We start from the raw sequence: 26,774 nt of genomic DNA, 5'->3' as shown, positions 1-26,774 counted from the left end.
TCTTTACTTAAAGATACTTTGTTGCGAGATAACCATGCCGCTGCTGATCGCCCTGCTCGCCCCCCTGCTCTGGGGCAGCACCTATGCCGTCGTCAGTCTCTACCTGACCGACTACTCCCCCTACTGGGTGGCCGTGTGGCGCGCCCTCCCCGCCGGGGTGCTGCTGCTGTTGCTCCATCCCCGCAGACCGCCTCTCGTCTGGAGCAAGCAGTTCCTGCTGGCATTTTGCAACATCACCGCCTTCTTCGCCCTGCTGTTCGTGGCGGCGTTTCGCCTGCCCGGCGCCGTGGCGGGTACGTTGGGAGCGACGCTGCCCCTCATCCTGATGGGGCTGGCCTGGCTGCAAGACGGTGTCAGACCGACGATCAAGTGGCTGTTGCTGGGGGTGATGGGGCTCGTCGGGGTGCTCTTGTTGCTCAATCCCTCTGCCAATCTGGATCCCGTCGGCGTGGCGTGCGCCCTGCTCGCCACCCTGCTCATCGGCCAGTCGAGCCGCTGGATGCAACGCTGGCCGGTGGATGATCTGCTGGCCCTGACCGCTTGGCAGCTGCTGCTGGGCGGCCTGATGCTGATCCCGCTGGCCTGGTGGCTGGCCGGCCCCATGCCCCTGCCCCGGGCTGACGCCACTCCCGGGCTTATCTGGCTGGTGATCCTCAATACGGCTCTGGCCTACTGGGCCTGGCTCTGGGGACTCAAACGCCATGGCCCGGAGGTGATGGGGATGCTGGCCCTCACCAATCCCATGGTGGCGGTCTCCTGCGGTGTGCTGATGGTGGGAGAAACCCTAGATGGCCGTCAGTGGCTCGGCATCGGCATCATTCTGCTCTCTCTCTTCCTGATGAAGCTGCCGGCCCGCTCCTTCCTCAAGCGCTGGCGGAACCGCAAGGCCGCCACCGGCAGCGTCGACAACGGCTGATCCGCAGTCAACCCGACACAAAAAGAAGAGGAGCCACCAGGGCTCCTCTTTCACATGGGTTGTTGCCGTAAGGGTCAGACGCCGGCCTTGGCCAGGGCGGCGGAGACGATCTGCTGGGCTTCCTGCTGGATGAGGTCCAGGTGCGCCTCCCCCTTGAAGCTCTCCATGTAGATCTTGTAGATGGACTCGGTACCGGAGGGGCGTGCCGCGAACCAGCCATTCTCGGTCACCACTTTCAGGCCGCCGATGGCGGCATCGTTGCCGGGCGCCTTGGTCAGCTTGGCGAGGATGGGCTCACCAGCCAGGGTGGAGGCTTCCACCAGGGCCGGATCCAGCTTGGAGAGCACCGCCTTCTGGGCGCTGTTGGCCGGAGCATCGATGCGGCGGTAGCTGGAGCGGCCGAACCTGGCTTCGAGCGCATCGTAGTGGGCCTGGGGATCCTTGCCGGTCACCGCCAGGATCTCGGCCGCCAGCAGCGCCAGGATGAAGCCATCCTTGTCGGTGGTCCAGACGGTACCGTCCTTGCGCAGGAAGGAGGCACCCGCGCTCTCCTCGCCGCCAAAGCCGAACTCGCCGCTGTAGAGACCGTCCACGAACCACTTGAAGCCGACCGGCACCTCTTTGAGGGTGCGACCGATCTCGCCGGCCACCCGGTCGATCATGGAAGAGGAGACCAGCGTCTTGCCGACGGCCGCCCCCTTGGGCCAGCCGGTTCTGTGGGTGAACAGATACTGGATGGCCACCGCCAGATAGTGGTTCGGATTCATCAGGCCCGCCTTGGTGACGATGCCGTGACGGTCGTAGTCAGGGTCATTGCCAAGGGCGATGTCGAACTTGTCTTTCAGGGCAATCAGGCTCGCCATGGCGAACGGGCTGGAACAGTCCATCCGGATCTTGCCGTCTTTGTCCAGGGTCATGAAGGAGAAGGTCGGGTCGACCTTGTAGTTCACCACCTCGATGTCCAGACCGTAGCGCCTGGCGATGACGTCCCAGTAGGCGACGCCGGAGCCACCCAGCGGATCCACGCCGATCTTGATGCCAGCCTGCTTGATGGCGGCCAGATCCAGCACGTTTTCGAGATCATCCACATAAGGGGTGACATAGTCGTGTTCCACCACGAACGGGCTCTTGAGGGCCTCGGCAAACGGCATCCGCTTCACGCCGGCCAGACCCGCTTCCAGAATCGCGTTGGCGCGGTCTTCCACCCACTTGGTGATCTCGCCTTCGGCAGGACCGCCGTGGGGCGGGTTGTATTTGAAGCCACCATCTTCCGGCGGGTTGTGGGACGGGGTGATCACGACGCCGTCCGCCTGGGCCACGGGTTTGCCTGCGTTGTGGCGCAGGATGGCATGGGAGATGACCGGGGTCGGCGTGAAGCCGAGGCCGGCCTGAATGCGGGTCTCGACACCGTTGGCCGCCAGCACTTCCACCGCGCTGGCAAAGGCGGATTCAGACAGGGCATGGGTATCCATGCCGACGAACAGCGGCCCCGTGATACCGGCCTGCTGGCGGTACTCCACCAGAGCCTGGGTCACCGCCAGAATGTGGGATTCGGTGAAGGCGCTGTGCAGGGCGCTACCACGGTGACCGGAGGTGCCGAAGGCGACCCGCTGCTCAGGGCGGCTCATGTCCGGCTTGTTGAGGTAGTAGGCGCTGACCAGACGGGGAATGTTGGTCAGATCGCAAAGACGAGCCGGCTGACCGGCGTGGGAATGCTGTGCCATGGCGTTTTCCTTGAGCTGAGCCTTGCCCGGCAAGGCCTGAAGTCATTGATGGGTTAAACGGCGCCGCACACCCGAGCCGTCAGATCCTCGTCATAACCCATGCTGTTCATGAGCTGGGCCACCATGTTCTGCTTGCGGCTGGTATTGGTATTGGTGATCACCCAGAACGGGGTCTCCGGTACCGGCTTGGGCTTGGTGGTGCTGCCACTGGCACGCAGCGCTTCCGGGTCACGGGAAAAATAGACGCGCTTGCGCCCTTTTATCTCGGTCGCCTGGGTGAAGCCTTCCGGGTTGTCCCGATAGAGGGTGCTCAATACCAGCATGAAGCGGTTGATGGACTTCTCTTCTTTCTGAAGCTCGCCGGAATCCAGCAACGCCTCCAGCCCCATGGCATCGGCCACGGGTTGCGGTTGCATCGCAGGCGCGGCCGCCACGGTTGCCGTGCCAGCCTGGGCGGGTTGCTCCAGCAGGCGACGCAGGATATCGGACGCACTCTCGCCGATGTGCCGGGTCTGGCTCGCGATAAAGAAGTAGAGATCGTCATCAAGCTCGATGGTTTTCATAGGGATGCGCTGGACTCGTCGAAATTCGGATGCGGCGATTATACATAGGCAGACCCGGCAGCCCAAGCAAGGGGCGGACAGATGTGCATGAATCTCCTTGAGAATACGGCATAATGACGGGCCAAGTGTGTGATCCCCCGCACTGATAGCCGATCCCGGGGAGATATTTTTGAAAAAAAACCACAAAAAAATCCCCCACCAGGAATGAAATCCTTTTCTTTCAGTGTGTTAAAAATTATGGCGATAGAGCCCACGACCGATAAGGTGTCATTTTGCAACAATACCCACGATTGAACTTCAAGGAACAGGGCGAAGGCCCGACTGTCGTGCTGATCCATGGCCTCTTTGGCAGCCTGGACAACCTCGGCCTGCTGGCGCGCCCCCTCTGCGAACAATACCGGGTCATCAGCATCGATCTGCGCAATCACGGTGCCTCCTTTCACTCGGACGAGATGAGCTACCCGGCTCAGGCGGCGGACATCCTGGCCCTGCTGGACCATCTTGGACTTGAACAGGTGGCCCTGGTGGGCCACTCCATGGGGGGCAAGGTCGCCATGCAGGTCGCCAAGCAGGCCCCACACAGGGTCAGCAAGCTGGTGGTGGCGGACATCGCCCCGGTGGCCTATCCCCACGCCCGCCACAAGAACGTGTTTGCCGGGCTCAATGCCACGCTGGCCACGCCCCCCCTGAGCCGCAGCGAGGCGGAAGCCATGCTGGCCGAGCACATCGAGATCGCCGGGGTGCGCCAGTTCCTGCTCAAATCCTTCGCCAAAGGGGAGTCTGGATGGGGGTGGCGTTTCAACGTGCCGGCCCTTGAGCGCAACTACGCCAACATCATGGGCTGGCCCGACGATGAACGCCGCTTCGAAGGCGCGACACTCTTCATCAAGGGGGGCGACTCCGACTATATGCTGCCCGAATACACCGGGGCCGCGATGGCCCAGTTCCCGGCCGCCAAGGCCCGCGTCATCGCCGGCACGGGTCACTGGCTGCACGCGGAAAAGCCGGTTTTGTTCAACAAACTGGTTGTGGATTTCCTGTCGACAGGCGGTTAACAGTTTCAAATCCTTTGTGATATAGTGCGCCCGTCTTAAGGAGTGCGCGCAATCCATGCTGAGTGAACACATCGATCTCATCGAGAGTCTGGGCCTGAAACTGTTCTTCGTGGCCATCTTCCTGCTGATTGGTCTGGCCATTCAGGACGTGCTCAAACGGGGCAATGTGCCCCGCTTCGGCCGCTTCATCGTCTGGCTGGTGCTGTTTCTGGGTTGCGCGGGTTTTGTCGCCAAGGGGCTGATCGAAATGGGCTGGGAAGGCTCAGGGATCGGCTAACTACTTTTCATCTGTGATGTATGGCCAAACAGCAAACTGATCGAACAACACTGGATCTGTTCGCAACTGAGAAGCGCCCCGGCAGGCCAAAGACCAATCCACTCCCCCGCGAGACCCAGCTCAAGATCAACAAGCGCAACCAGCTCAAGCGCGATCGTGAGAACGGGCTGAAACGGGTCGAGTTAAAGGTGGAAGCCGAGTTGCTGGAGCGCCTGAACCAACTTGCGCTGCAACAGAACGTCAGCCGAGCCGAGCTGATCCAATCTATCCTGAAGCAACAGATCGAGTCTGCTCATGCAGCAGGCATCGCAATCTGAACCGTCAAGCATCAACACCAGATACGGGTAACGAAACACTATGGCTAGTGTAGGTCTGTTTTTCGGCAGCGATACCGGTAATACCGAAGCTGTCGCCAAGATGATCCAGAAAGAACTGGGCAAACAACTGATTGAAGTCCGTGACATTGCCAAGAGCAGCAAGGCCGACATCGACAGCTTCGATCTGCTGATGTTCGGCATCCCGACTTGGTACTACGGCGAAGCCCAGGCCGATTGGGACGACTTCTTCCCCGAACTCGAAGAGATCGACTTCAACAACAAGCTGGTGGCCATCTTCGGATGCGGCGATCAGGAAGACTATGCCGAGTACTTCCTCGACGCCATGGGCACCCTGCGTGACATCGTCGAAGCCAAGGGCGCCATCATCATCGGCCACTGGCCGACCGCGAGCTACGAGTTCGAAGCCTCCAAGGCGCTCGTGGATGACAAGCACTTCGTGGGCCTGGGCATCGACGAAGATCGCCAACCCGAGCTGACTGCAGAGCGCGTCAAGGGCTGGTGCAAACAGCTGCACGAAGAGATGTGCCTGGGCGAGCTGGAGTGATCTGATCTCCCTCCCTCTTCATGCAACAAGGGCCCCGACGGGGCCCTTGTTGCATCTGCAGCAGGCATTCAGCCCCCCCTGTGCTGGGGCTTGGATCTGACATAGAGGGTGCGCTTCACCTGGGCCACCAGCTCGCCCTGGCCATCCTGCACCTGCACCTCGAACTCGGGAAAGTGCTTCTCCCCCCCCTCGGTCGCCGCCACGATCGATGCCAGCTTGGCGTCGCTCAGGGTGAACTCCGCCACCAGTTTGCCCTTGCCCGGCTTGATGAAATTGATGCTGCCCGCCTTGTCCCACACGTAGTAGCGGTTCTTGAAATATCCCATCAGCATCAACGGGTAGATGGGATCCGTCATGGCGAACATGCTGCCACCAAACTGGGTCCGGTTGGCATTCTTGTTCCACCAACGGGACTTGAGAGTGACCCGGCAGAAGCGGAAATCGGGGCTCAGGGTTTCTATCTTGATGCCTGCACCCCAGAAGGGGGGCCAGGCGTTGAGGGCGCAGCGCACCCAGGCGGCATTGCCGAAAAGCCAATCCATGGATCTCATCCGACCAGACTATAAAGAAGTCACATAGTATCAACATTCTCTGGTCGAGCAAGCGGGCCTGAATATTCCCATGACGGGCTTGATGAGCTAAAGCCCTTGAATTGCTGGGTTTATTTTTAACTTGGCTACGACCTATAATGACAGGCCAAGCGAGTTCGTGGTTGCCATTACAGCGGCAGTCAATCAGAATAACCACACCTTCGAGAATGCGAATAAATAGAAATGGCAGACAACAACCAAGCGTTAAAAAAGGCCGGGCTCAAGATCACCTTGCCCCGTGTCAAGATCCTGGAAATCCTGCAACAGCCGGACTGCCAGCACACCAGTGCGGAAGATCTGTACAAACGGCTGATCGATCAGGGCGAGGAGATTGGTCTCGCTACCGTTTATCGCGTTCTCAACCAGTTTGATGATGCCGGTATCGTCACCCGTCACCATTTCGAAGGGGGCAAGTCGGTGTTCGAGCTGGCCACCCAGGAGCACCACGACCACCTGGTCTGCCTCGACTGCGGCAAGGTGATCGAGTTCTCCGACGAGGTGATCGAACAGCGCCAGCGCGACATCGCCAAGGCGCACAACATCCGCCTGACCAACCACAGCCTTTACCTGTATGGCCACTGCGCCAACGGTGACTGCAAGCACGACGATTGATTCGGCCGGGTCGGCACAATAAAAAAGCCAGCATGATGCTGGCTTTTTTATGTCCGCAATCCGGACCAGAAGCGGCAGGGTTTCCCCTGCCCTCTTCTATCAGGCCTCGGCCTTGCCCCAGACGTCACGCAGGGCCACGGTGCGGTTGAACACCAGGCGCTCGGCGCTGGAGAGCTTGTTGTCGGCGCAGAAGTAACCTTCACGCTCGAACTGGTAGGCAAACTCCGGCTTGGCATCCTTCAGGGAAGCTTCCACCCGGGCCCCTTCGATGATCACCAGGGATTCCGGATTCAGAGCCGCTTCGAAGTCATCCTCGGCGCCCGGGTTCGGCACCTTGAACAGACGGTCGTAGAGACGCACTTCGGCCGGCAGGGAGTGAGTGGCGCTGACCCAGTGGATCACCCCTTTCACCTTGCGGCCGTCCGCCGGATCCTTGCCCAGGGTCTCGGGGTCGTAAGAGCAGTAGATGCAGGTGACCTTGCCGTCGGCATCCTTCTCGACCCGTTCGGCCTTGATGACGTAGGCGTTGCGCAGGCGCACTTCCTTGCCCAGCACCAGACGCTTGAACTGCTTGTTGGCTTCCTCTTTGAAGTCCGCCTCGTCGATGAAGATTTCGCGGGAGAAATGCAGCTCACGGGTCCCCATCTCCGGCTTGTTCGGGTGCGCAGGCGCCGTCAGCACCTCGTCCGCCGCCAGGTTCTCGATCACCACCTTCACCGGGTGCAGCACGGCCATGGCGCGCGGGGCGTTCTCGTTGAGATCGTCGCGGATGCAGGCTTCCAGCATGCTCATCTCAACGATGTTGTCCTGCTTGGTCACACCGATGCGCTTGCAGAACTCGCGGATGGAGGCCGGGGTGTAACCACGGCGGCGCAGACCGGAGACGGTCAGCATGCGCGGATCATCCCAGCCGTTCACGTGCCCCTCGGTCACCAGCAGGTTCAGCTTGCGCTTGGACATGACGGTGTATTCGAGGTTCAGACGGGAGAACTCGTACTGACGGGGGTGACAGTCGATGCTGATGTTGTCCAGCACCCAGTCATACAGGCGACGGTTGTCCTGGAACTCCAGGGTACACAGGGAGTGGGTGATCCCCTCTAGGGCGTCCGAGATGCAATGGGTGAAGTCATACATCGGGTAGATGCACCACTCGTCACCGGTCTGGTGGTGGTGGGCAAACTTGATGCGATAGATGACGGGATCGCGCATCACCATGAAGGGGGATGCCATGTCGATCTTGGCGCGCAGGCAGGCGCTCCCTTCGGCCATCTCACCGTTCTTCATCTTGGCGAACAGGGCCAGGTTTTCTTCCACGCTGCGATCGCGGAACGGGCTGTTCTTGCCAGGGGCGGTCAGGGTGCCGCGGTATTCGCGCATCTGCTCCGGGGAGAGCTCGTCCACATAGGCCAGTCCCTTCTCGATGAGCTCGATGGCGTAGCCGTGCAGCTTGTGGAAATAGTCGGAGGAGTAGCAGATCTCGCCGCTCCACTGGAAGCCCAGCCACTGGACGTCCTGCTTGATGGACTCCACGAACTCGATGTCTTCCTTCGCCGGGTTGGTGTCATCGAAACGCAGGTTGCACTGACCCTGATAGTCGCGGGCGATGCCGAAGTTCAGGCAGATGGATTTGGCGTGGCCGATATGGAGATAACCGTTCGGCTCCGGCGGGAAACGGGTATGCACGCTGCTGTGCTTACCGCTGGCCAGATCTTCATCAATGATCTGACGAATAAAGTTAGTTGGGCTGTTCGCCTGACTCATGGCTCACCTCAAAAATGCGTCACTGGCGGACGTTGTGCCGGCTGGCACCCTCATACCCCCGCCGTCAAGCCGGGTATGATCCCTCATTACGCGCCCTGCCTCAACCTGAATTTGGCCAATTCGGGTCATTGGCGCACCAAAAACGGCGAAACGGGAGAAATTGCAGAGATCCTGGTCAAAAAAAGCCCCGCACGGGGCGGGGTCTCAAGTGATGAAAAACAGACAAAACACACACAACAAAGGTTCACACGCAGAGTCAACCTTTCCCAAACCCGATGGCCATCGACCTTGGGAAAGGCGGGTCTTGCGACCCACCTTGCGTTATGGATTGAAGGCTAGCTATCAGTTCAGCTCGGTGACGCGGCTGGTGCGCTTGCCATCGAAGCTGGTGGTACGCAGCCAGACCTTGCCATCCACGGTCGGCTTGGCGGCAGCGTCGTAGGCAGTCCAGGTTGTGCCGTCCAGGCTGTACTGGATGGGCAGACCCGGCAGATCCACGTTCGCTTCCAGCACACCGTTCACCACCTTGGCACCCGGTACGGAGAGGCGATATTCCACCCCGGCCTGGTCCAGTTTCGGCAGCACGCGCTGACCCAGCACGTTGGCAAACTGGTTCCACTCCTTGTTCAGGGTGGCCTTGTTGACATGCTTGGTCTCGCCGGAGAACTCGCGACCTTTCACATAGTCCAGCTCGAAGCCGCCCTTGTGCCAGGCACGCTCAGCCATGGAGAAGATGCGCGGGTAAACCATGTACTCGTATTGCGCATCGGTACGCACGGTTTCACTCCATTGCTGACCGGAGATCCCCTTGAACTTGACCGGATCCTGGTCACCCTTGGCCACGAAAGCGTTGCCGTCGCGGTCAACCGAGGTCTCGGCGTTCTGCGGCAGGTTTTCCGGGGCGAAAGCGAACACCTTGCGGGTGTCGTTGAAGCGGGTTGCCCAGTAGTAGCCACGCTCAGCCGGGTGTACCTCGTTCGGGAAATCGAAGTAGAGGTAATCCGGGTTGGAGAGCACCACGTCATAACCCTTGTGCGCCCACTTCATCGCTTCGTTGAAGCCACCCCAGTAGAGGGTTTCCCAGAAGTTGACACGGGTGTTGTCGGTGGCGAACTCCTTGGCACTGTTGGCGTATTTCAGACCATCTTCCCAGGCCTGCAGGGTGGAGAAGCCGTGGCCCTTGACCATCTCGCCCACTTCCTTGGCGAAGTAAACCGGCAGCTCGGCTACGTCCTTGATCTTGCCATCGTCGATCATCTTCTGGCACATGGGGGACTTGCCGAACGGCTTGTCCTGCTTGCTGGAGTCGACATTGCCCTTCCAGGCCACCAGATCTTCTTTCTTGGTGACGGCCGGATCCTGGTAACCACCGCCCTGCATGATGTTCTTCGCCTCGTCACCACCGTAGTGCCAGGCGGTCAGCGGCTGGCCGGCGGCCTGGTGCATCTGGGCCACTTCGTCCATCACCTTGGCCACGAAGGTGGCGGCACCCGGCTGGCAGGGGTTGATGAAGGACATCTTGTCGTAGAACTGCACCGAAGTGACGTTGGAGGTATCGGCCGGGTCAGTCAGACGGAACTGGTTCGCCTCGGCTTCTTTGCCCTCGCTCATCAGACGCTTGTAGCGTGCCTCCATGGAGACCACGGCGGCACGGGCGTGGGCCGGCATGTTGATCTCGGGGATCACGGTCACACCGCGGGCCTTGGCGTAACGCACCAGGTCGATGTAGTCCGCCTTGCTGTAGAAACCGGAGCCCTGGTTGTCGCTGGTGGGGCCGGAGCCAAGCTGCGGCATCAGGCACTTGGTTTCGGACTCGTCATGGCAACGCTGGCTGCCGACGTCGGTCAGCTCCGGCAGGCCCGGGATCTCCAGACGCCAGCCTTCATCGTTGGTCAGCCCCAGGTGCAGCACGTTGAGCTTCATGGCGGACATCTGGTCAACCAGCTTCTTCAGGGTCTCGGGGCTTCTGAAGTGACGGGCCACGTCGGTCTGCATGCCGCGGTATTCAAAGCGTGGCGCATCCTCGACGCTCATCTGGCTCACCAGCTTGTCGTCAACGCCCAGCAGGGAGATCAGGGACTGGGCGCCCCAGAAGGCGCCGTCAACGTCGTGCCCCTGAATGACGGTGCCCTTCTTGCCGATGGTCATGTCGTAGCCTTCGGCCTGCTTGAGCTTGCTGCCGAGCTTGATGGTGACCGGGTAGCCGGTGTCGGAGAGGGTAACACCCAGCTTGGTCAGTTGAGCCTTCAGGGCCTCGGCGCGATCGCTCGGCAGGTCAAGGGCATTGAGCTTGATGGTGGAGAAGTCGACCTGCGGACCGGCCTTGACCACCTGCTTCATCGGGCTTGGCAGGATGCGGTCGTCAATCTTGCCGGCAGGCAGCAGGGTGCTGGTCTGGTTGGCCGCGAAACGGGTCTCGCTGTTCATCAGGATGTTGTTGTCATCCTTGGTGCGCTTCCAGCCATCGGCCGGCATCGGCTTCTCGTAGGTGCTGGCATCGTCGATGTTGCTCATGCTGGCCAGCACTTTCGGCTCGGCCCCTTCACTGGCGACATACCAGTTCGGCATGATGTCAGATTCGAACAATACCCAGTATTCCACCACCAGGGGCACCTCGACCGTGGCGTCCTTGGCAAAGCCCTGGAACTTCTCGGTCGGCGTCAAACGATAGAGGTCGCCGGTCAGGTGGGTGATGGTGAACTGGTCGTTGTCCACCCGCTGGATGCGGCGGATGGAGGAGACATAGATGCTCCAGTCCTTGGAGGTGACGTCGGCACCGGTATTGGTCAGGTGCAGCTTGGCAACGCCGCAGCTTGCCCACTCGGAGCCCAGCGCCTGGCAGTCAAGACCGGCGCCGGCACCGTCATTGGTGACGACTTCGTACTTGACGACGAGGTTGCTGGCGAGGGCGTCGACCACCGCTTGCCTGGCAGCATCGGCTGCAAGTGCGGGACCGGCGAAAACGGTAGACATGGCAATGGCTAACAGAGAATGTTTCAAGTTCATAACTGCTGCTCTCATTTGAAGTAAAGGTTGGATTTTCTTGGCTTTTTTTATATGGGGCCCCGAGGCGGGGCCCTTAGTTATGTCAACAATGGACTTAGACTTGAGGTGAGCGAGTCGCTCGATTAACGCAGGGCTTTCATCTCACCGGCGATGATCTCGGCCAATGGGCCCAGAATCACCTGCAGGTTCTGCTCACCGAGCTTGACCACACCGGCCGCGCCCAGGGCTTTGAGCTTGCGCTCGTCAACGATGCTGCGGTCTTTCAGGGTCAGACGCAGACGGGTGATGCAGGCATCGATGGTCACCAGGTTGTCCTGACCACCCAGCACTTCCAGATACTGCTTGGCCAGCTCGGTGCGATCGGTGGTTTGAGCCTGTACCGGCACGGCTTCGTCATCTTCACGGCCCGGGGTTTTCAGGTTGAACTTGGCGATCACTGCGCGGAAGACCACGTAGTAGAGGCCGAAGAAGACCAGACCCTGTACCAGCAGCATGTACCACTGGGTCGCCAGCGGGTTGCGGCTGGAGAGCACCATATCCACCAGACCGGCACTGAAGCCGAAACCGGCGATCCAGTGCATGGAGGCTGCGATGAACACGGAGATACCGGTCAGCAGGGCATGGATGACGTACAGTACCGGCGCCACGAACATGAAGGAGAACTCGAGCGGCTCGGTCACCCCGGTGAAGAAGGCGGCAAAGGCGGCAGCGATCATGATGGACGCAACCTTCTCTTTGTTCTCTTTCTTCGCGCTGTGGTAGATGGCCAGTGCGGCACCCGGCAGACCGAACATCATGATGGGGAAGAAGCCTGCCTGGTACATGCCGGTCACGCCCACGACAGCCTTGCCGGCGTCGATGGAGGATTGGCCACCCAGGAAGTTCGGGATGTCGTTGATGCCGGCCACGTCGAACCAGAACACGGAGTTCAGGGCGTGGTGCAGACCGACCGGGATCAGCAGACGGTTGAAGAAGGCATAGATGCCGGCACCGGTAGAGCCCATGCTGACGATGGATTCACCGAAGCTCACCAGGCCACCGTAGATGACCGGCCAGACGGCCATCAGGATGAAGGAGACGACGATCATCACCACGGAGGTCACGATCGGCACCAGACGACGACCGGAGAAGAAGGCCAGCGCCTTGTGCAGCTCCACGCTGCTGAAGCGGTTGTACAGCTCAGCGGCGATGACACCACACAGGATGCCGACGAACTGGTTGCTGATCTTGGCAAAGGCTGCCGGCACCTGGTCGGCCGGGATACCCTTGATCTGGGCCACGGCGCCCGGGCTCAGCAGGGTGGTGACCACCAGGAAGCCGACCAGACCGGCCAGCGCGGCGGAACCGTCTTTATCCTTGGACATGCCGTAAGCGACGCCGACGGCGAACAGAATGGGCATACTGTCGATGATGGCGGCGCCCGCCTTGATCAGAAACGCAGCCAGAGGGCTTCCGCCACCCCAACCGTTCGGGTCAATCCAGTAGCCAATCCCCATCAGGATCGCGGCGGCAGGCAATACCGCTACCGGCACCATCAGGGCACGGCCGATCTTTTGCAAATAACCGAGAATGTTCACGGTTCCTCTCCTTAGTTGGTGTTTTTCTAGAAATTAAGTGCTTATCACGTTCGACGCATAAGCCATCAAGGCTTGATTGGCAGTCTATGTGTTTTATTTCGCTGCGCAAATTAATAAACCGGCTTTCGTGATCATTATCACTCAACAGAGATAAAGGTAGCCGATAGATGTGGCTTAGTTCGCAATCTTTATTTACGCTATAAAACAACTTGAATCCGTGTCTGGTCCCTTGCCGTCACTCCCTGTGCGGCAACCGTACTGAGGTATATAGAATGCGCCTGATCCCGTTGAAGTCTGCCAGCCAGGTGGGTCTCTGGTCTGCCCGTTACATCGTTGACCGCATCAATGCGTTCAAACCCACTGCCGAGCGCCCCTTCGTGCTGGGTCTGCCCACTGGCGGCACCCCGCTCAACACCTACAAGCGCCTGATTGAGCTGCATAAAGCCGGCGAGGTGAGCTTCCAGAACGTGGTCACCTTCAACATGGACGAGTATGTGGGGCTGCCCAAGGAACATCCGGAGAGCTACCACAGCTTCATGCACAACAACTTCTTCAATCACGTGGACATTCGCCCGGAAAACATCAACATCCTCAATGGCAACGCCGAGGATCTGGTGGCCGAGTGCCAGCGCTACGAAGACAAGATCAAGTCCTACGGCAAAATCCACCTGTTCATGGGCGGCGTCGGCAACGACGGTCACATCGCCTTCAACGAACCGGCCTCTTCCCTGGCTTCCCGTACCCGGGTCAAGACCCTGACCGAAGACACCCGCATCGCCAACTCCCGCTTCTTTGGCGGCGACATGGAGCAGGTGCCCAAGCTGGCCCTGACCGTGGGTGTCGGCACCCTGATGGACGCCGAAGAGATCCTGATCCTGGTGGTCGGTCACGCCAAGGCCCAGGCCCTGCAGGCCACCGTGGAGGGCAGCGTCAACCACATGTGGACCATCTCCACCCTGCAACTGCATCCGAAAGGCATCGTCGTGTGCGACGAGCCCTCTACCATGGAGTTGAAGGTCAAGACGGTGCGCTACTTCCAGCAACTGGAAGCCGACAATATCAAGCACCTCTGAGGAGCTCCCATGTACGCTCTGACTAATTGCACTCTCTACACCGGCAGCTGCGTGCTGACCGGTTATGGCGTGGTCATCGATGGCGACAAGATTGTCGCCATCTCCCGCCAGGCAGAACTGCCCGCCGGCATCGAGCAGATTGACCTCCAGGGCGCCAACCTCAGCGCCGGCTTCATCGACGTCCAGCTCAACGGCTGCGGTGGCGTCATGTTCAACGGTCACATCACCACGGACACCCTGGCCACCATGCAGGCGGCCAACCTGAAATCCGGGACAACCAGCTTCCTGCCGACCCTGATCACCAGCCCGGATGCGGACATGAAGCAGGCCGTCGCCGTCACCCGCGACTACATGGCCGCCCACCCCAACGAGGTGCTTGGCGTCCATCTGGAAGGGCCCTACACCAACCTCAAGCGCAAGGGGATCCACCCGGCCGAACAGATCCGCCAGCCCGCCGACGAGATGATCGACTTCTTCTGCGACAACGCGGACGCCATCGCCAAGATCACCCTGGCGCCAGAGCGCAACAAGCCCGAGCACATCCGCCGTCTGGTGGAGGCCGGCATCCTGGTCTCCGCCGGCCACACCGCCGCCAACTACGATCAGGCCATGGCGGGCTTTGACAACGGCATGCGCTTTGCCACCCACCTCTACAACGCCATGACCCCGACCCTGAATGGTCGCGAGCCCGGCGTGGTCGGTGCCATCTACGATCGCAAGGATGTCTATGCGGGCATCATCGTCGACGGCCACCACGTACACTGGGCCAACGTGCGCCTGGCGCACAGGATACTGGGGGAGCGGCTGGTGCTGGTCACCGATGCCACCGCGGCGGCGGGCGCACCGGAAGGCTTTGAGAAATTTGATTTTTGCGGCGCAACCGTCTATTTCCGCGATGGTCAGTGCGTCGATGAGAATGGTACACTCGGCGGCTCCGCCCTCACCATGATCGAAGGGGTGGAAAATCTGGTCAAACAGGTCGGATTGCCGCTCGACGAAGCACTGAGAATGGCCACCCTTTACCCCGCTCGCGCCATTGGATGGGACTCGCGTCTCGGTAGTATCCAGGTCGGAAAAATTGCCAACCTCACCGTCTTTGATCAGGCCTTCGCGGTCTGCGGGACCGTGGTTAACGGACACTACACAACACAGTGACACTATGACTGGCGGACAAATAGCAAACGTAGATCTTATCAAGCAGGTAAACAGTGCGGTCGTCTATCGCCTCATTGACCTGCAGGGGCCCATCTCGCGGGTCAAAATTGCTGAGTTGAGTCAGCTGGCCCCGGCCAGCGTGACCAAGATAACCCGGCAACTGATCGAGCACGGCCTCATCAGGGAAACCTCGCCGCAAGCCTCCACCGGCGGGCGCCGCGCCATCTCCCTGACCACCATCAAGCATCGCTTCCAGTTTGTGTCCGCCAAGCTGGGTCGCGGCTACCTGCAGCTCTCCCTGTATGACCTCGACGGCAAGGAGCTCGATCAGCACATCACCCAGGTGACCGAGATCGAGCAGCAACCCGTGGTGGACATGCTGCTGCGGGAGATTGGCGCCTTCATCGACGCCAATCAGGATCGCAGCCGCAACCTCATTAGCATCGCGCTGACCATGCCGGGTCTGGTCAACCCGGAATCCGGCATGGTCATCTACACCCCCACCTACCAGATCCGCAACCTGGGGCTCGCCAAGCTCCTGGAGCACCACTTCAACCTCCCCTGCTACGTGGGCAACGACACCCGTTCGCTGGCGCTGGCCGAACACTTCTTCGGCGAGTCCCGCGACTGCATGGACTCCATCCTGGTGAGTGTCCACCAGGGGACGGGCTCGGGCATCATCACCAAGGGCAAGGTGTTTCTCGGCCAGAACCGCAACGTCGGCGAAATAGGCCACATCCAGGTCGAACCCCTTGGCAAGCGCTGCCACTGCGGCAACTTCGGCTGCCTCGAGACCATCGCCTCCAACGAGGCCATCGTCGACAAGGTGAAGGAGCTCATCAGCCGCGGTCACCTGAGTTCGCTGCAAGAGAAGCACATCACCATCCAGGAGGTGTGCAAGGCGGCGGTGGCCGGTGACGAGCTGGCCCGCAGCGTGATCGAGAACGTGGGGGAGCACCTGGGGCGCGCCATCGCCATCACGGTCAACCTGTTCAACCCCCAGAAGGTGCTCATCGCCGGTGAAATCACCGCCGCCGAAGAGATCCTGATCCCGGCCATCCGCCGCTGTGTCGAGCACCAGTCTCTGCCAAGTTTCCATCGCGGCCTGCCCATCGTGAAGGCGCGCTTCCAGAACCAGCCCACCATCGGCGGCTTCGCCCTGGTCAAGCGCTCCCTGCTGGAAGGGGATCTGCTGCAGATCATCATGGAGCAGAAGTAAGGCCTACCCCTTCGGATACGAAAACGGCAGCCAGTGGCTGCCGTTTTTTTATGGTCTGTTTTCGCCGGTTCACCCCGCCCGGCACGGTTTGAACAGATCCAGCTTGCCGTCATAGACCTGGGTCTGCACGTCCATGATGCCGAGCATGGAGTGGAACAGGTTGTCGTGGGAGAAGCGCTTGCTGGCTGCCTCCTGTTGCAGGCAATCCAGATTGAGCTGACGGTCTGCCTGCAACTGGGGAGAGAACCAGGTCAGGAGCGGCACCCGGGTCTGATCGTCCGGTGCGAACTTGTAGGGGGTGCCGTGCAGATAGAGCCCCATGGCGCCGAGGGATTCGCCGTGATCCGACAGATAGACCAGCCCCACGTTGTACTGGCTCTCCAGGCTCTTGAGCTTGTCGATGAGCTGGGCCAGCACCTTGTCGGTGTAGCGGATGGTGTTGTCATAGGTGTTCACCAGCTCTTCGTTGCTGCAGTTCTCGATGTCGCTGCGCGGGCAGTCCGGCAGGAAGACGCGATCGGCGGCCGGGTAGCGGCGATAGTAGGTCGGACCGTGGCTGCCCATCAGGTGGAAGGCCACCAGCTTGCTGCCCTGCTTGCCCTGCATGTCGGCGATCTGCTGATCCAGCCCCTGCAACAGCACCTCGTCATGACAGGCATTGCCGGAGCAGTATGCGGGGAATGCCTTGGGCTCAATCTCGATGGTGGGGACGTTTTTGCACACCCCCTTGCAGCCGCCGTCGTTTTCCTTCCAGAGCACCGAGATCCCGGCATGTTGCAGCACGTCTAGCAAGCCGTCCTGGGACTGGGCCCTGGCCTCGTCATAGCCACGCCGGGTCATGTTCGAGAACATGCAGGGCACGGAGAGCGCAGTGGCGGTGCCGCAGGAGCGCACGTTCCTGAACGAGACGACATTGGCCTCCTTCTCGGTGAAGCCGTTGGTCTCCTTCTTGTAGCCGTTGAGGGAGTAGTTCTGGCTGCGAGCCGTCTCCCCCACCACCAGGAACATCAGGGTCGGCTTCTCGTGCTGGCCGATCACCCTGGCATCGGTGCCGATCTGCTGGTAGGGAATGGGAGTGGCGAAGACCACATCCCGGGCGTACTTGTAGAGCCCGTGCACATAGTTGGCGGGCACTATCTCCTTGCCGAGGGACTTGTTGTTGCGCCCGACCGAGGCGTAATCCTGGTAATAAAGGGCGGCAGCCCCCACCAGAAACAGCAAGGAGAGGGCGATGGAACCGAGGCGCAGACCCAGCCCCTTGTACCAGGGACGGGGATACTCAATCTTCACCCACAGCAGGACCAGCACCGGCAACAGGCCGGTCAGCAGGAACCAGAGCACCACGGAACCGTTGAGGTAGGAGCCCGCCTCCCCGCTGTTGGTCTCGATGATGTTTTGCATCATGCCCATGTCGAAGATCACCCCGTACTTGAGCATGGCGTAGCTGACCAGGGAGCCGGTCAGGATGAGCAAGGCGAAGAAGGGCTTGAGCAGATAACGGAAGGTAAAGGGCAGGAACACCGCGTTGAGGGCCGCCACCAGTACCAGGGGAATGGAGAGGACAAACCCCGCCTTGACGTGTTCAAGGGCGCTGAGAATGCGATAAAAGTGCAGGAAAATGGGCCAGTTGAAGACCAGTGCAAACAGCAGCACCAGCAACAGATTGACCTTCATCACTCCCAGAGTGAGACGCATAGAGAGACTCCGACAAACCAGTGGAACTAACAACCTGCCAGCAGGCTTCGTGGTGACCATCCCGACACTCGACCCTGAAAAACAGGACAAGAGCCAGGGAGGTCCAGATACGGGGTCATCCTAGGACGGCAAACTTAAGCGAACATTAAGAGAGGAAATCGAACCACAAGGGGAGGTGCTCGGTCTGGCACATAAAAAAACGGCAGCCCGGGCTGCCGTTTTTGCGAAGGTGAACAAGGTGTCGCACCTGTGTGTTCGCGAACCTGAACAGGGTCGCGAGCGGCCGGTGATCTCGCCGGAGCCGGGGAAGAGGACCGTTGTGGCCTCCTCCCTCTTGCTCTGGGGGATCACAGGGTCGCGGCGATCTCGTCGGAGATGGAGCCGTTGTGGTACACCTCCTGCACGTCGTCCAGATCTTCCAGCATGTCGATGAGGCGCATCAGCTTGGGCGCGGTCTCGGCATCCAGTTCCGCCTCGGTGGAGGGGATCATGGTCACTTCGGCGCTCTCGGGCTTGAAGCCGGCGGCTTCCAGACCGTCCAGCACGGTGCCGAAGTCGTTCGGGGTGGTGTAGACCTCGATGGTGCCATCTTCTTCGGTCACCACGTCGTCGGCACCGGCTTCCAGCGCGGCGTCCATCAGAGCGTCTTCATCGGCGCCCACGAAGGTCAGCACCCCCTTCTTGGTGAACAGATAGGCCACGGAGCCGTCGGTCCCCAGGTTGCCGCCGCACTTGCTGAAGGCGTGACGCACTTCGGCCACGGTACGGTTGCGGTTGTCGGTCAGGCACTCCACCATGACGGCGGAACCGGCCGGGCCGTACCCTTCGTACACGATGGTCTCGAGCTGCTCACCGTCACCGCCGCCGGCCCCACGGGCGATGGCGCGGTTGATGGTGTCGCGGGTCATGTTGCTGGTCAGGGCTGCCGCCACCGCCGCACGCAGGCGGGGGTTGTTGGCAGGATCGGCATCACCCAGACGCGCGGAGGTAGTAATTTCGCGGATCAGCTTGGTGAAGATCTTGCCGCGCTTGGCGTCTTGCGCCGCCTTGCGGTGTTTGATGTTGGCCCATTTACTGTGACCTGCCATAGGGACTCTCCGTTATAGTTGGAAATTTCAGTAACACTGGTTGCGCCCAGGGGGAAACGGGAAAGGCCGCATCGCTGCGGCCTTTGTTGCCGATAACGGCTTATTCGTCACCCTTGACGGTGGTCGCAATCGCCAGCTCGCCCAGTTGGGCCGGGTTGGCAAAGCTCGGGGCGTCTGTCATCAGACAGGCGGCCGCCGTGGTTTTCGGGAAGGCGATGACATCCCGGATGTTGTCGGTGCCGGTCAGCAGCATGCTGAGGCGGTCCAGACCGAAGGCCAGGCCGGCGTGGGGCGGGGTGCCGTATTTCAGGGCATCCAGCAGGAAGCCGAACTTCAGGCGTTGCTCGTCCGGGGTGATCCCCAGGATGTCGAACACGGTGGACTGCATCTCGCTGTTGTGGATACGCACAGAGCCGCCACCCACTTCGTAACCGTTGATCACCATGTCGTAGGCGTTGGCGTAAGCGCCCACCGGGTTCGCTTTCAGCTCGGCCGGGCCCAGGTTGCTCGGGGCAGTGAAGGGGTGGTGCATGGCCGCCAGGCCGCCTTCGCCATCCTCTTCGAACATGGGGAAGTCGATGACCCAGAGCGGCTTCCAGACGTTCTCCACCAGGCCCAGATCGCGGCCCACCTTCAGGCGCAGGGCGCCCATGGCATCGCACACCACTTTCTTGGAGTCGGCGCCGAAGAAGATGATGTCGCCATCCATCGCGCCGGTGCGGGCCAGGATCTCGCGCACGATGGCGTCAGAGAGGAACTTGGCCACCGGGGACTGCACCCCTTCGAGGCCGCTCCCGGCGTCGTTGACCTTCATCCAGGCCAGGCCCTTGGCACCGTAGATGCCGACGAACTTGGTGTACTCGTCGATCTGCTTGCGAGACAGCTCCGCGCCGCCCGGTACCTTCAGGGCCGCCACACGGCCTTTCGGATCCTTGGCAGGACCGGCGAACACGGCGAACTCCACCTCGGTCAAGAGATCTGCCACGTCCACCAGCTCCATGGGCAGGCGCAGGTCCGGCTTGTCGGAGCCGAAGCGGCGCATGGCTTCGTCGAAGGTCATGATGGGGAAGTCACCCAGGTCCACGTTCAGGATGTGCAGCCAGAGCTTGCGGATCATCTCTTCCATGATTTCACGCACCTGGGGCGCGGTCATGAAGGAGGTCTCCACGTCGATCTGGGTGAATTCCGGCTGGCGGTCGGCACGCAGGTCTTCGTCGCGGAAGCACTTGACGATCTGGTAGTAGCGGTCGAAACCGGACATCATCAGCAACTGCTTGAACAGCTGGGGGGACTGCGGCAGGGCGTAGAACTTGCCCTTGTGCACGCGGCTCGGCACCAGGTAATCACGGGCCCCTTCCGGGGTCGCCTTGGTCAGCATCGGGGTCTCGATGTCGAGGAAGCCGTGCTCGTCCATGAAGCGGCGCACGAAGGCACTGGCCTTGGCACGGGTCTTCAGGTACTTGGCCATCTCGGGACGACGCAGGTCCAGGTAGCGGTACTTGAGGCTCACCTCTTCGCTGTTGACCTGGTTGAAGTCAAGGGGCAGCGGCTCGGCACGGTTGATGATGGTGAGCTCGTGGGCGAACACCTCGATGGCACCGGTGGCCATGTCGCTGTTGCGCTGGGAGTCGGGGCGGGTACGCACCACGCCGGTCACCTGGATGCAGAACTCGCCGCGCAGCTCGGAGGCCAGGGCAAAGGCGTCCGGCTTGTCCGGATCGAAGAACACCTGCACGATGCCCTCGCGGTCGCGCATGTCGATAAAGATGAGGCCGCCGAGATCACGACGACGATGGACCCAACCGCACAATGTAATGGTCTGCCCGGCATGGGCCTCATTGACCTGTCCGCAATAGATAGAGCGCATGGACTTCTTCCTTCGAAATGGTAGAGAGACGGTTCATCCTGGGTCGCCGGGCACGACTGGCAAGCACCGTCTGTCTCACAGCTGGCCAGATCCTGCTTCTTGCCCGGTTTGAAATCTGTCTCGGGTCATCCGGCTCCCCGAGCCGGATTCTTGCCGCCGCCCCAGGCATGCCCCCGCTCCCGACCGGGATGACGAGTGGGCGCCGGGGTATCGGCTGGCGTCGTTGTCTGGCCACTGCCGGGCCGCGATCATCGTCACCCGGGGGCTCGGTCGCGCGCATTACGACAATGTGGCAAACAAAAGGGTTGGCATTATAGAGGAAAACCTCCATTTGGGTAAAATGGCCCGCAGCCCCCTTTACCCTGTTTTTTGTTGTTCTGGCGCAAAAAGGAGGGCAAAAGTGCGCCAACCTGCCGACAGGAACCATCATGAGCCTCTATTTGGGCCTGCCCCAGTGGTCACACCCGGCCTGGCCCGGCCAGTTGCTGGGGATGAATGCCAGGCCCGCCGAGCACCTCGCCGACTATGCCCGGGTGTTCAACTCCGTGGAGGGCAACACCACCTTCTACGCCTCGCCGACCCCGGAGACGGTGCAGCGCTGGGCCGATGCGGTCCCCGACCACTTTCGCTTCAGCTTCAAGTTTCCCAAGGAGATCAGCCACCAGAGCGATCTGGTGAGCGCGGACAAACAGGTGACGGCCTTCATCCGCCTGCTGGCCCCCCTGCATGACAAGCTGGGGCTGCTCAAGCTGCAACTGCCCGCCCGCTTCGGGCCAGAGGGGCTGGCCCGTCTGGATGCCTTCTTCGCGCGGCTGCCCCAGGATTTCACCTATGCCCTCGAGGTGCGCCACCCCGATTTCTTCGCCAAGGGGGAGGCGGAACGGGCCCTCAACCGGATGCTGATGGCGCGGGGCATCAATCGCATCATGCTCGACAGCCGCCCGCTCTTCTCGGTGCCCGCCACCACGGCCGCCATGATCGATGCCCAGGGCAAGAAACCCAGGTTGCCGGTCCATCTGCTGGCCACGGGGGGTGCCCCGGTGGTGCGCCTGATTGGTTTGCCTCAAATCGAGGACAATCACCCATTTTTGCCACCATGGTTGCCACATTGGAAACAATGGCTTCAGGAGGGCAAGGATCTCTACCTCTTTGTTCACACCGCCGACAATGCCCGGGCCCCCGAACTCGCACGGCAGATCAGCCGCCTGCTCGGCCAGGAGATGGCCCCCTGGCCGGGAGAAAACGATCGCGCCCGCCAGGGGGTGCTGCCCTTTTGAGCGGCCCCCTCCCCGCCCCTTCTCCATCCCCAAAAAAAGCCGCTTTTTTTGTGGTCCCACCGGGGTTGGCGTCAAGACAAACGCCCGCCTTTCCTCTACACTAGCGCCCCAAGTAAGGTCCCGGGCCTGGGTGCATGGCAATGCGTTGCCCACCCCAGCCCGGCACCCTGAGGGCCCGGACCATGGCCCGTTGCGAACAGGGGCAGCCCGAAGGATCCCGGAGCAAGCCACCCCGTTCGTCAACCGGTGACGACGCCATTTCGATGCCCGTCCACCCAAGATTCAATTGAATAAAACAGCCGCCCACCACACCGGCTGTCAGGTTGCGTCAGCATGCACGATCAGATTTTTGCCGCCCCCATTGCCCGTCTGGGAGACTTCTGCTTTGACGAGCAGGTCGTCGACGTCTTCCCCGACATGATCCAGCGCTCGGTGCCCGGTTACAGCAACATCATCTCCGCCATCGGCATGATGGCCGCCCGCTACGCCCAGCCCCAGAGCCGCCTCTACGATCTCGGCTGCTCCCTCGGCGCCGCGACCCAGGCCATGCGCCGCCACGTCACCCAGCCCGGCTGCCAGATCACGGCGGTGGATCTCTCCCACCCCATGATCGAGCGGGCCCGCGCTCACCTCTCGGGCTTCAAGTCCGAGGTGCCGGTGGAGCTGGTGGAGGCGGACATCTGCGACATCCCCATCGAGAACGCCTCCGTGGTGGTGCTCAACTTCACCCTGCAGTTCGTCGCCCCCGAGAAGCGGGCCGCCCTCATCGCGCGCATCTTTGACGGCCTGCGCCCCGGCGGCATCCTCATCCTGAGCGAGAAGTTCCGCTTCGATGACGAGCAGGTCAACGAGCTGCTCATCGACTTGCACCTCGACTTCAAGCGGGCCAACGGCTACAGCGAGCTGGAAATCAGCCAGAAGCGCACCGCCCTTGAGAACGTGATGCGCACCGACACCCTGGCGGTTCATCAGGCGCGCCTGCGGGACGCCGGCTTCACCCACCTGGACCTCTGGTTCCAGTGCTTCAACTTCGGCTCCATGATTGCCATCAAAGCCAGCGACACCAACTAAGCCATGATCGATTTCGCCCATTTTTATCAACTGATCGCCAAGAACCGGTTGAGCCACTGGCTGCACACCCTGCCCGCCCAGCTGCACGCCTGGCAGCACGACAACCTGCACGGGGATCTGCCGCGCTGGAACCGCGCCCTCGCCAAGCTGCCCGTCGTGGCCCCCGACCGGATCGAGCTCAAAGAGCGGGTCGCCATCGGCGGCCCCGATAGCCTGGGAGAGGGTGAGCGCAAGAAGACCGAGAGCCTGTTGCGCCAGCTCATGCCCTGGCGCAAGGGCCCCTTCCATGTGCACGGCATCCACATCGACACCGAGTGGCGCTCCGACTGGAAGTGGGATCGGGTGCTGCCCCACATCAGCCCGCTCCAGGGCCGCTACGTGCTGGACGTGGGCTGCGGCAGCGGCTACCACCTCTGGCGCATGGTGGGGGAAGGGGCGAAACTGGCGGTCGGCATCGACCCGAGCCCGCTGTTCCTCTGCCAGTTCGAAGCCATTCGCCACTTCGCAGGCAACGACCAGCGCGCCCACCTGCTGCCCCTCGGTATCCAGGAGCTGCCGGCGCTGCGGGCCTTTGACACCGTCTTCTCCATGGGAGTGCTCTATCATCGCAAGTCTCCCATCGAGCACATCGAGCAGTTGCGCAACCAGCTCAAAGACGATGGGGAGCTGGTGCTCGAGACCCTGGTGGTGGACGGCGACGAAAACCAGGTGCTGATGCCCTCCGATCGCTACGGCAAGATGCGCAACGTCTGGTTCCTCCCCTCGAGCGCGGCCCTCACACGCTGGGTCGAGCGCTGCGGGTTCACCGATGTGCGCATCGTCGACGAGAATATGACCAGCACCGACGAACAGCGTCGTACCGACTGGATGATTAACGAGTCCCTGAGTGACTATCTGGATCCACACAATCCTGCGCTCACGGTCGAAGGATACCCGGCACCCAAACGTGCCGTACTGATCGCCAGAAAGGCCAAAGACTAGCCGATGGCGGCTGTGGAAGTTACACTGACCCAATTCCAGGAAGCACAGTTAAATGAATGACATGAAAAGCAAATTAAAAGGAATGACCCTGCTCTCCCTGCTCAGTCTCGGCGGGTGTGTCAGTATGGAAAAAGCCCCCCCGGCCCCGACCCTGACGCTGGCCGAGCTGCGCAACGAGATCTCGTTGAGCGAGCAACGTCTGCAAACATCCATGGAACAGCAACAGAAGCAGTATGTGCAGCAACAGCACCTGCTGGTTCAGCTCAACACCGATGTCACCAACATGAAAGAGTCCGTGAAGAAAGTCGACAGCAAGCTGGCTACCCTGCCTCCCGAGCCGCCCAAGGCCATGCCCATTCCCACCGAGAAGTGCCCGGCGCCGAGCCAGGGCCACACCGTCGATGGCAAGCTGCTGGTGGGTGAAGCGGAGTGGATCTGGGTTGACGCCGCCAACGACGCCTTCCAGGCCCGGGTCGACACCGGCGCCACCACCTCCTCCATCAGCGCCCAGGAGATCACCATCTTCGAGCGCAACGGCAAGAACTGGGTGCGCTTCTTCCTGAGCCACCAGGAGATGGACGACAAGATCCAGATTGAAGCGCCCCTGGTGCGTCACGTGCGGGTCCGTCAGGCTTCCGCCGACGATCTCGACCGTCGCCCCGTGGTTCGCCTCGCCGTGCGCATCGGCGACATGACCGAGAAGGCCGAATTTACCCTGAAGGACCGCAGCGACATGACCTTCCCCGTGCTGCTGGGCCGTGAATTCCTCAAAGACATCGCCGTGGTCGACGTGGCCCGCGAATATATCCAACCCAAACCCAAGCTCAAGGATGTGAAATAATCCATGGTTTCCCGTAAGCCGTTCTATCTGCTGGTCGCCCTGCTCTACATCGTCGGCCTGGGGATGACCTTCTATCATCACATCGCGCTGGACGTCCCGCTCACGCCGGGTGAAAAGCGCCAGATCTGGTCCATCGAAGCCAAGCTCGAGTTCGAGGCCACCGGCGAGCCGGTGATCGCCTCCCTGGCCATTCCGGGCACCCAGCCTGGCTTCACCCTGATGAACGAGAACGCCGCGAGCCCGGGCTATGGCCTGTCGTTCGTGGAAAAAGACGGGGATGCCCGCGCCGAGTGGTCCATCCGCACCGCCTCCGGCCGTCAGGAGCTCTACTACCGGGTCGACATGATGGCCGATGCCCATGCCAAGCCCGCCGCCAACCCGCAGCCGCCCGCCATCGAGAAGCAGATCGAGAGCGAGCCCTACGCCACGGCCATGAAGCAGATCCTGGAGCGCGCCCAGGAGCGCTCCGCCGACGGTTACACCCTGACCCGCGAGATCATCAAGGAGATCGAGAAGCAGGAACAGAACGCCGAGCTGCTCAAGTCCCACAAGAGCCGCGCCAATCTGATTGCCGAGCTGCTCAACAACGCGGACGTCCCGGCCCGGGTGGTTCACGCCCTCAGCCTGGAAGATGGCCGTCGCCGTCAGGAGCTGGTGGATTACCTGCAGGTCTTCAACAGCCCGACCGACTACAAGCTGTTCAACCCGCAAAGCGGTGAACAGGGTCAACCGGCCAACCTGCTGCTGTGGGAGTACAACTCCGGCGCCCTCCTGGACGTCACCGGCGGTCACAACTCCCGCGTCACCTTCTCGATGATCGAGCAGGAGCAACCGGTCAACGTGGCCCTGGCCCAGAAGTTCGAAAAATCCGAGATGATGAACTTCTCCATCCACAGCCTGCCCCTGGAAGAGCAAGCCCTGTTCAAGGGTCTGCTGCTCATCCCCATCGGCGTGCTCATGGTGGTGTTCCTGCGGGTCATCGTGGGGATCAAGACCTCCGGCACCTTCATGCCGGTGCTGATCGCGGTCGCCTTCATCCAGACCTCGCTGGTCACCGGCCTCATCGGCTTCCTGCTGATCGTCGGCACCGGCCTGGTGATCCGCTCCTACCTCTCGAGGCTGAACCTGCTGCTGGTCGCCCGAATATCGGCGATCATCATCATGGTGATCTCGATGATCGGCATCTTCTCGGCGTTCGCCTTCAAGCTGGGGCTGACCGACGGCATGAAGATCACCTTCTTCCCGATGATCATCCTCTCCTGGACCATCGAACGCATGTCCATCCTGTGGGAAGAAGAGGGTCCCAAAGAGGTGTTCCGCCAGGGCGGCGGCTCCCTGCTGGTGGCGGTCATCGCCTACCTGGCCATGGACAACGAGCTCATTCGTCACCTCACCTTCAACTTCCTGGGCCTGCAGCTGGTGCTGATGGCGACCGTGCTGTTGATGGGTAACTACACCGGCTACAAGCTGAGCGAGCTCAAGCGCTTCAAGCCGCTGGTGGACGAGATGAAGTCTGGTGCCACCCCGGGTAAGGACAAGTAACA

Annotated in this window: 23 protein-coding genes; 14 read left to right on the top strand and 9 right to left on the bottom strand. The window is 61.2% G+C overall.

Annotation, left to right across the window (positions count from 1 at the left end; genetic code table 11):
- Nucleotides 1-34: 34 nt before the first annotated feature.
- Nucleotides 35-916 (top strand): DMT family transporter, encoded by an 882-nt coding sequence (locus C2U47_RS17845; RefSeq protein WP_010674110.1) that lies wholly within the window; start codon nucleotides 35-37, stop codon nucleotides 914-916.
- A 74-nt stretch (nucleotides 917-990) separates the two neighbouring features.
- Here the strand turns inward: C2U47_RS17845 and pgm are convergent, their stop codons facing one another.
- Nucleotides 991-2,640: a phosphoglucomutase (alpha-D-glucose-1,6-bisphosphate-dependent) gene (pgm, locus tag C2U47_RS17840; RefSeq protein WP_010674109.1), complete on the bottom strand. Its 1,650-nt coding sequence runs from the start codon at nucleotides 2,638-2,640 to the stop codon at nucleotides 991-993.
- A 53-nt stretch (nucleotides 2,641-2,693) separates the two neighbouring features.
- A complete protein-coding gene (gene seqA, locus C2U47_RS17835; protein WP_010674108.1) occupies nucleotides 2,694-3,203 on the bottom strand; it encodes a replication initiation negative regulator SeqA in 510 nt (169 codons plus the stop codon).
- A 290-nt stretch (nucleotides 3,204-3,493) separates the two neighbouring features.
- Between seqA and C2U47_RS17830 the strand changes: the two genes are divergently transcribed.
- The 4 genes from C2U47_RS17830 to fldA are packed head-to-tail and all read left to right on the top strand — an operon-like array spanning nucleotide 3,494 to nucleotide 5,417.
- Entirely contained in the window at nucleotides 3,494-4,258 is a 765-nt protein-coding gene (locus tag C2U47_RS17830) for an alpha/beta fold hydrolase (protein WP_010674107.1), read from the top strand.
- Nucleotides 4,259-4,313: 55 nt separating this feature from the next.
- Nucleotides 4,314-4,535, top strand: coding sequence for a DUF2788 domain-containing protein (locus tag C2U47_RS17825; RefSeq protein ID WP_010674106.1), 222 nt, complete (start codon nucleotides 4,314-4,316; stop codon nucleotides 4,533-4,535).
- A 20-nt stretch (nucleotides 4,536-4,555) separates the two neighbouring features.
- Nucleotides 4,556-4,852, top strand: a complete 297-nt coding sequence (gene ybfE, locus C2U47_RS17820; protein WP_005325670.1) for a LexA regulated protein — start codon at nucleotides 4,556-4,558, stop codon at nucleotides 4,850-4,852.
- 40 nt (nucleotides 4,853-4,892) lie between these two features.
- Nucleotides 4,893-5,417, top strand: a complete 525-nt coding sequence (gene fldA / locus C2U47_RS17815; protein WP_010674104.1) for a flavodoxin FldA — start codon at nucleotides 4,893-4,895, stop codon at nucleotides 5,415-5,417.
- 68 nt (nucleotides 5,418-5,485) lie between these two features.
- Here fldA and C2U47_RS17810 read toward each other — a convergent pair whose 3' ends face one another.
- The gene (locus C2U47_RS17810; protein WP_010674103.1) at nucleotides 5,486-5,959 is read right to left on the bottom strand and encodes a DUF4442 domain-containing protein; all 474 of its coding nucleotides are present in this window, start codon (nucleotides 5,957-5,959) and stop codon (nucleotides 5,486-5,488) included.
- Between the two features lie 231 nt (nucleotides 5,960-6,190).
- Here C2U47_RS17810 and fur point away from each other — a divergent pair, with 231 nt between their 5' ends.
- On the top strand, nucleotides 6,191-6,619 hold the full coding sequence (fur, locus tag C2U47_RS17805; RefSeq protein WP_010674102.1) for a ferric iron uptake transcriptional regulator: 429 nt from the start codon (nucleotides 6,191-6,193) through the stop codon (nucleotides 6,617-6,619).
- Nucleotides 6,620-6,718: 99 nt separating this feature from the next.
- On the opposite strand, the gene glnS is transcribed toward fur, so the two are convergent.
- The 3 genes from glnS to nagE form a co-directional block, all read right to left on the bottom strand.
- Nucleotides 6,719-8,380, bottom strand: a complete 1,662-nt coding sequence (gene glnS / locus C2U47_RS17800; protein WP_010674101.1) for a glutamine--tRNA ligase — start codon at nucleotides 8,378-8,380, stop codon at nucleotides 6,719-6,721.
- Between the two features lie 342 nt (nucleotides 8,381-8,722).
- On the bottom strand, nucleotides 8,723-11,386 hold the full coding sequence (locus tag C2U47_RS17795) for a beta-N-acetylhexosaminidase (protein ID WP_010674100.1): 2,664 nt from the start codon (nucleotides 11,384-11,386) through the stop codon (nucleotides 8,723-8,725).
- 122 nt (nucleotides 11,387-11,508) lie between these two features.
- Nucleotides 11,509-12,963, bottom strand: coding sequence for an N-acetylglucosamine-specific PTS transporter subunit IIBC (nagE, locus tag C2U47_RS17790; RefSeq protein ID WP_010674099.1), 1,455 nt, complete (start codon nucleotides 12,961-12,963; stop codon nucleotides 11,509-11,511).
- A gap of 272 nt (nucleotides 12,964-13,235) precedes the next feature.
- Between nagE and nagB the strand changes: the two genes are divergently transcribed.
- Genes nagB through nagC form a run of 3 tightly spaced genes read left to right on the top strand, consistent with a single transcriptional unit; the run spans nucleotide 13,236 to nucleotide 16,410 of the window.
- On the top strand, nucleotides 13,236-14,036 hold the full coding sequence (gene nagB, locus C2U47_RS17785) for a glucosamine-6-phosphate deaminase (RefSeq protein ID WP_010674098.1): 801 nt from the start codon (nucleotides 13,236-13,238) through the stop codon (nucleotides 14,034-14,036).
- Nucleotides 14,037-14,045: 9 nt separating this feature from the next.
- A complete protein-coding gene (nagA, locus tag C2U47_RS17780; protein ID WP_010674097.1) occupies nucleotides 14,046-15,191 on the top strand; it encodes an N-acetylglucosamine-6-phosphate deacetylase in 1,146 nt (381 codons plus the stop codon).
- A gap of 4 nt (nucleotides 15,192-15,195) precedes the next feature.
- Complete coding sequence (gene nagC / locus C2U47_RS17775; protein ID WP_010674096.1) at nucleotides 15,196-16,410, top strand: DNA-binding transcriptional regulator NagC; 1,215 nt, start codon at nucleotides 15,196-15,198, stop codon at nucleotides 16,408-16,410.
- A gap of 69 nt (nucleotides 16,411-16,479) precedes the next feature.
- On the opposite strand, the gene C2U47_RS17770 is transcribed toward nagC, so the two are convergent.
- The 3 genes from C2U47_RS17770 to aspS form a co-directional block, all read right to left on the bottom strand.
- Nucleotides 16,480-18,105, bottom strand: a complete 1,626-nt coding sequence (locus C2U47_RS17770; RefSeq protein ID WP_029314244.1) for a phosphoethanolamine transferase — start codon at nucleotides 18,103-18,105, stop codon at nucleotides 16,480-16,482.
- 347 nt (nucleotides 18,106-18,452) lie between these two features.
- The gene (locus C2U47_RS17765) at nucleotides 18,453-19,193 is read right to left on the bottom strand and encodes a YebC/PmpR family DNA-binding transcriptional regulator (RefSeq protein WP_010674094.1); all 741 of its coding nucleotides are present in this window, start codon (nucleotides 19,191-19,193) and stop codon (nucleotides 18,453-18,455) included.
- Between the two features lie 100 nt (nucleotides 19,194-19,293).
- Complete coding sequence (gene aspS / locus C2U47_RS17760) at nucleotides 19,294-21,060, bottom strand: aspartate--tRNA ligase (protein WP_010674093.1); 1,767 nt, start codon at nucleotides 21,058-21,060, stop codon at nucleotides 19,294-19,296.
- 428 nt (nucleotides 21,061-21,488) lie between these two features.
- Between aspS and C2U47_RS17750 the strand changes: the two genes are divergently transcribed.
- The 5 genes from C2U47_RS17750 to C2U47_RS17730 all read left to right on the top strand — a co-directional run bounded on the left by C2U47_RS17750 (nucleotide 21,489) and on the right by C2U47_RS17730 (nucleotide 26,772).
- Nucleotides 21,489-22,337 carry a DUF72 domain-containing protein gene (locus C2U47_RS17750; RefSeq protein WP_010674092.1) on the top strand — a complete coding sequence of 283 codons (849 nt, stop codon included), beginning with the start codon at nucleotides 21,489-21,491 and terminating at the stop codon, nucleotides 22,335-22,337.
- A 333-nt stretch (nucleotides 22,338-22,670) separates the two neighbouring features.
- Nucleotides 22,671-23,408, top strand: coding sequence for a carboxy-S-adenosyl-L-methionine synthase CmoA (gene cmoA / locus C2U47_RS17745; RefSeq protein ID WP_010674091.1), 738 nt, complete (start codon nucleotides 22,671-22,673; stop codon nucleotides 23,406-23,408).
- A gap of 3 nt (nucleotides 23,409-23,411) precedes the next feature.
- Entirely contained in the window at nucleotides 23,412-24,389 is a 978-nt protein-coding gene (cmoB, locus tag C2U47_RS17740) for a tRNA 5-methoxyuridine(34)/uridine 5-oxyacetic acid(34) synthase CmoB (protein ID WP_010674090.1), read from the top strand.
- A 52-nt stretch (nucleotides 24,390-24,441) separates the two neighbouring features.
- Nucleotides 24,442-25,230 carry an ATP-dependent zinc protease family protein gene (locus C2U47_RS17735; RefSeq protein ID WP_039039848.1) on the top strand — a complete coding sequence of 263 codons (789 nt, stop codon included), beginning with the start codon at nucleotides 24,442-24,444 and terminating at the stop codon, nucleotides 25,228-25,230.
- A gap of 3 nt (nucleotides 25,231-25,233) precedes the next feature.
- Nucleotides 25,234-26,772 carry an inactive transglutaminase family protein gene (locus C2U47_RS17730; protein WP_010674088.1) on the top strand — a complete coding sequence of 513 codons (1,539 nt, stop codon included), beginning with the start codon at nucleotides 25,234-25,236 and terminating at the stop codon, nucleotides 26,770-26,772.
- Nucleotides 26,773-26,774 lie beyond the last annotated feature (2 nt).

Source organism: Aeromonas sp. ASNIH7 (genome assembly GCF_002903485.1).
Classification (GTDB): domain Bacteria; phylum Pseudomonadota; class Gammaproteobacteria; order Enterobacterales; family Aeromonadaceae; genus Aeromonas; species Aeromonas caviae.
Note: the sequence above shows the minus strand (reverse complement) of the source record. Positions and strands in the feature narration are given on the sequence as shown.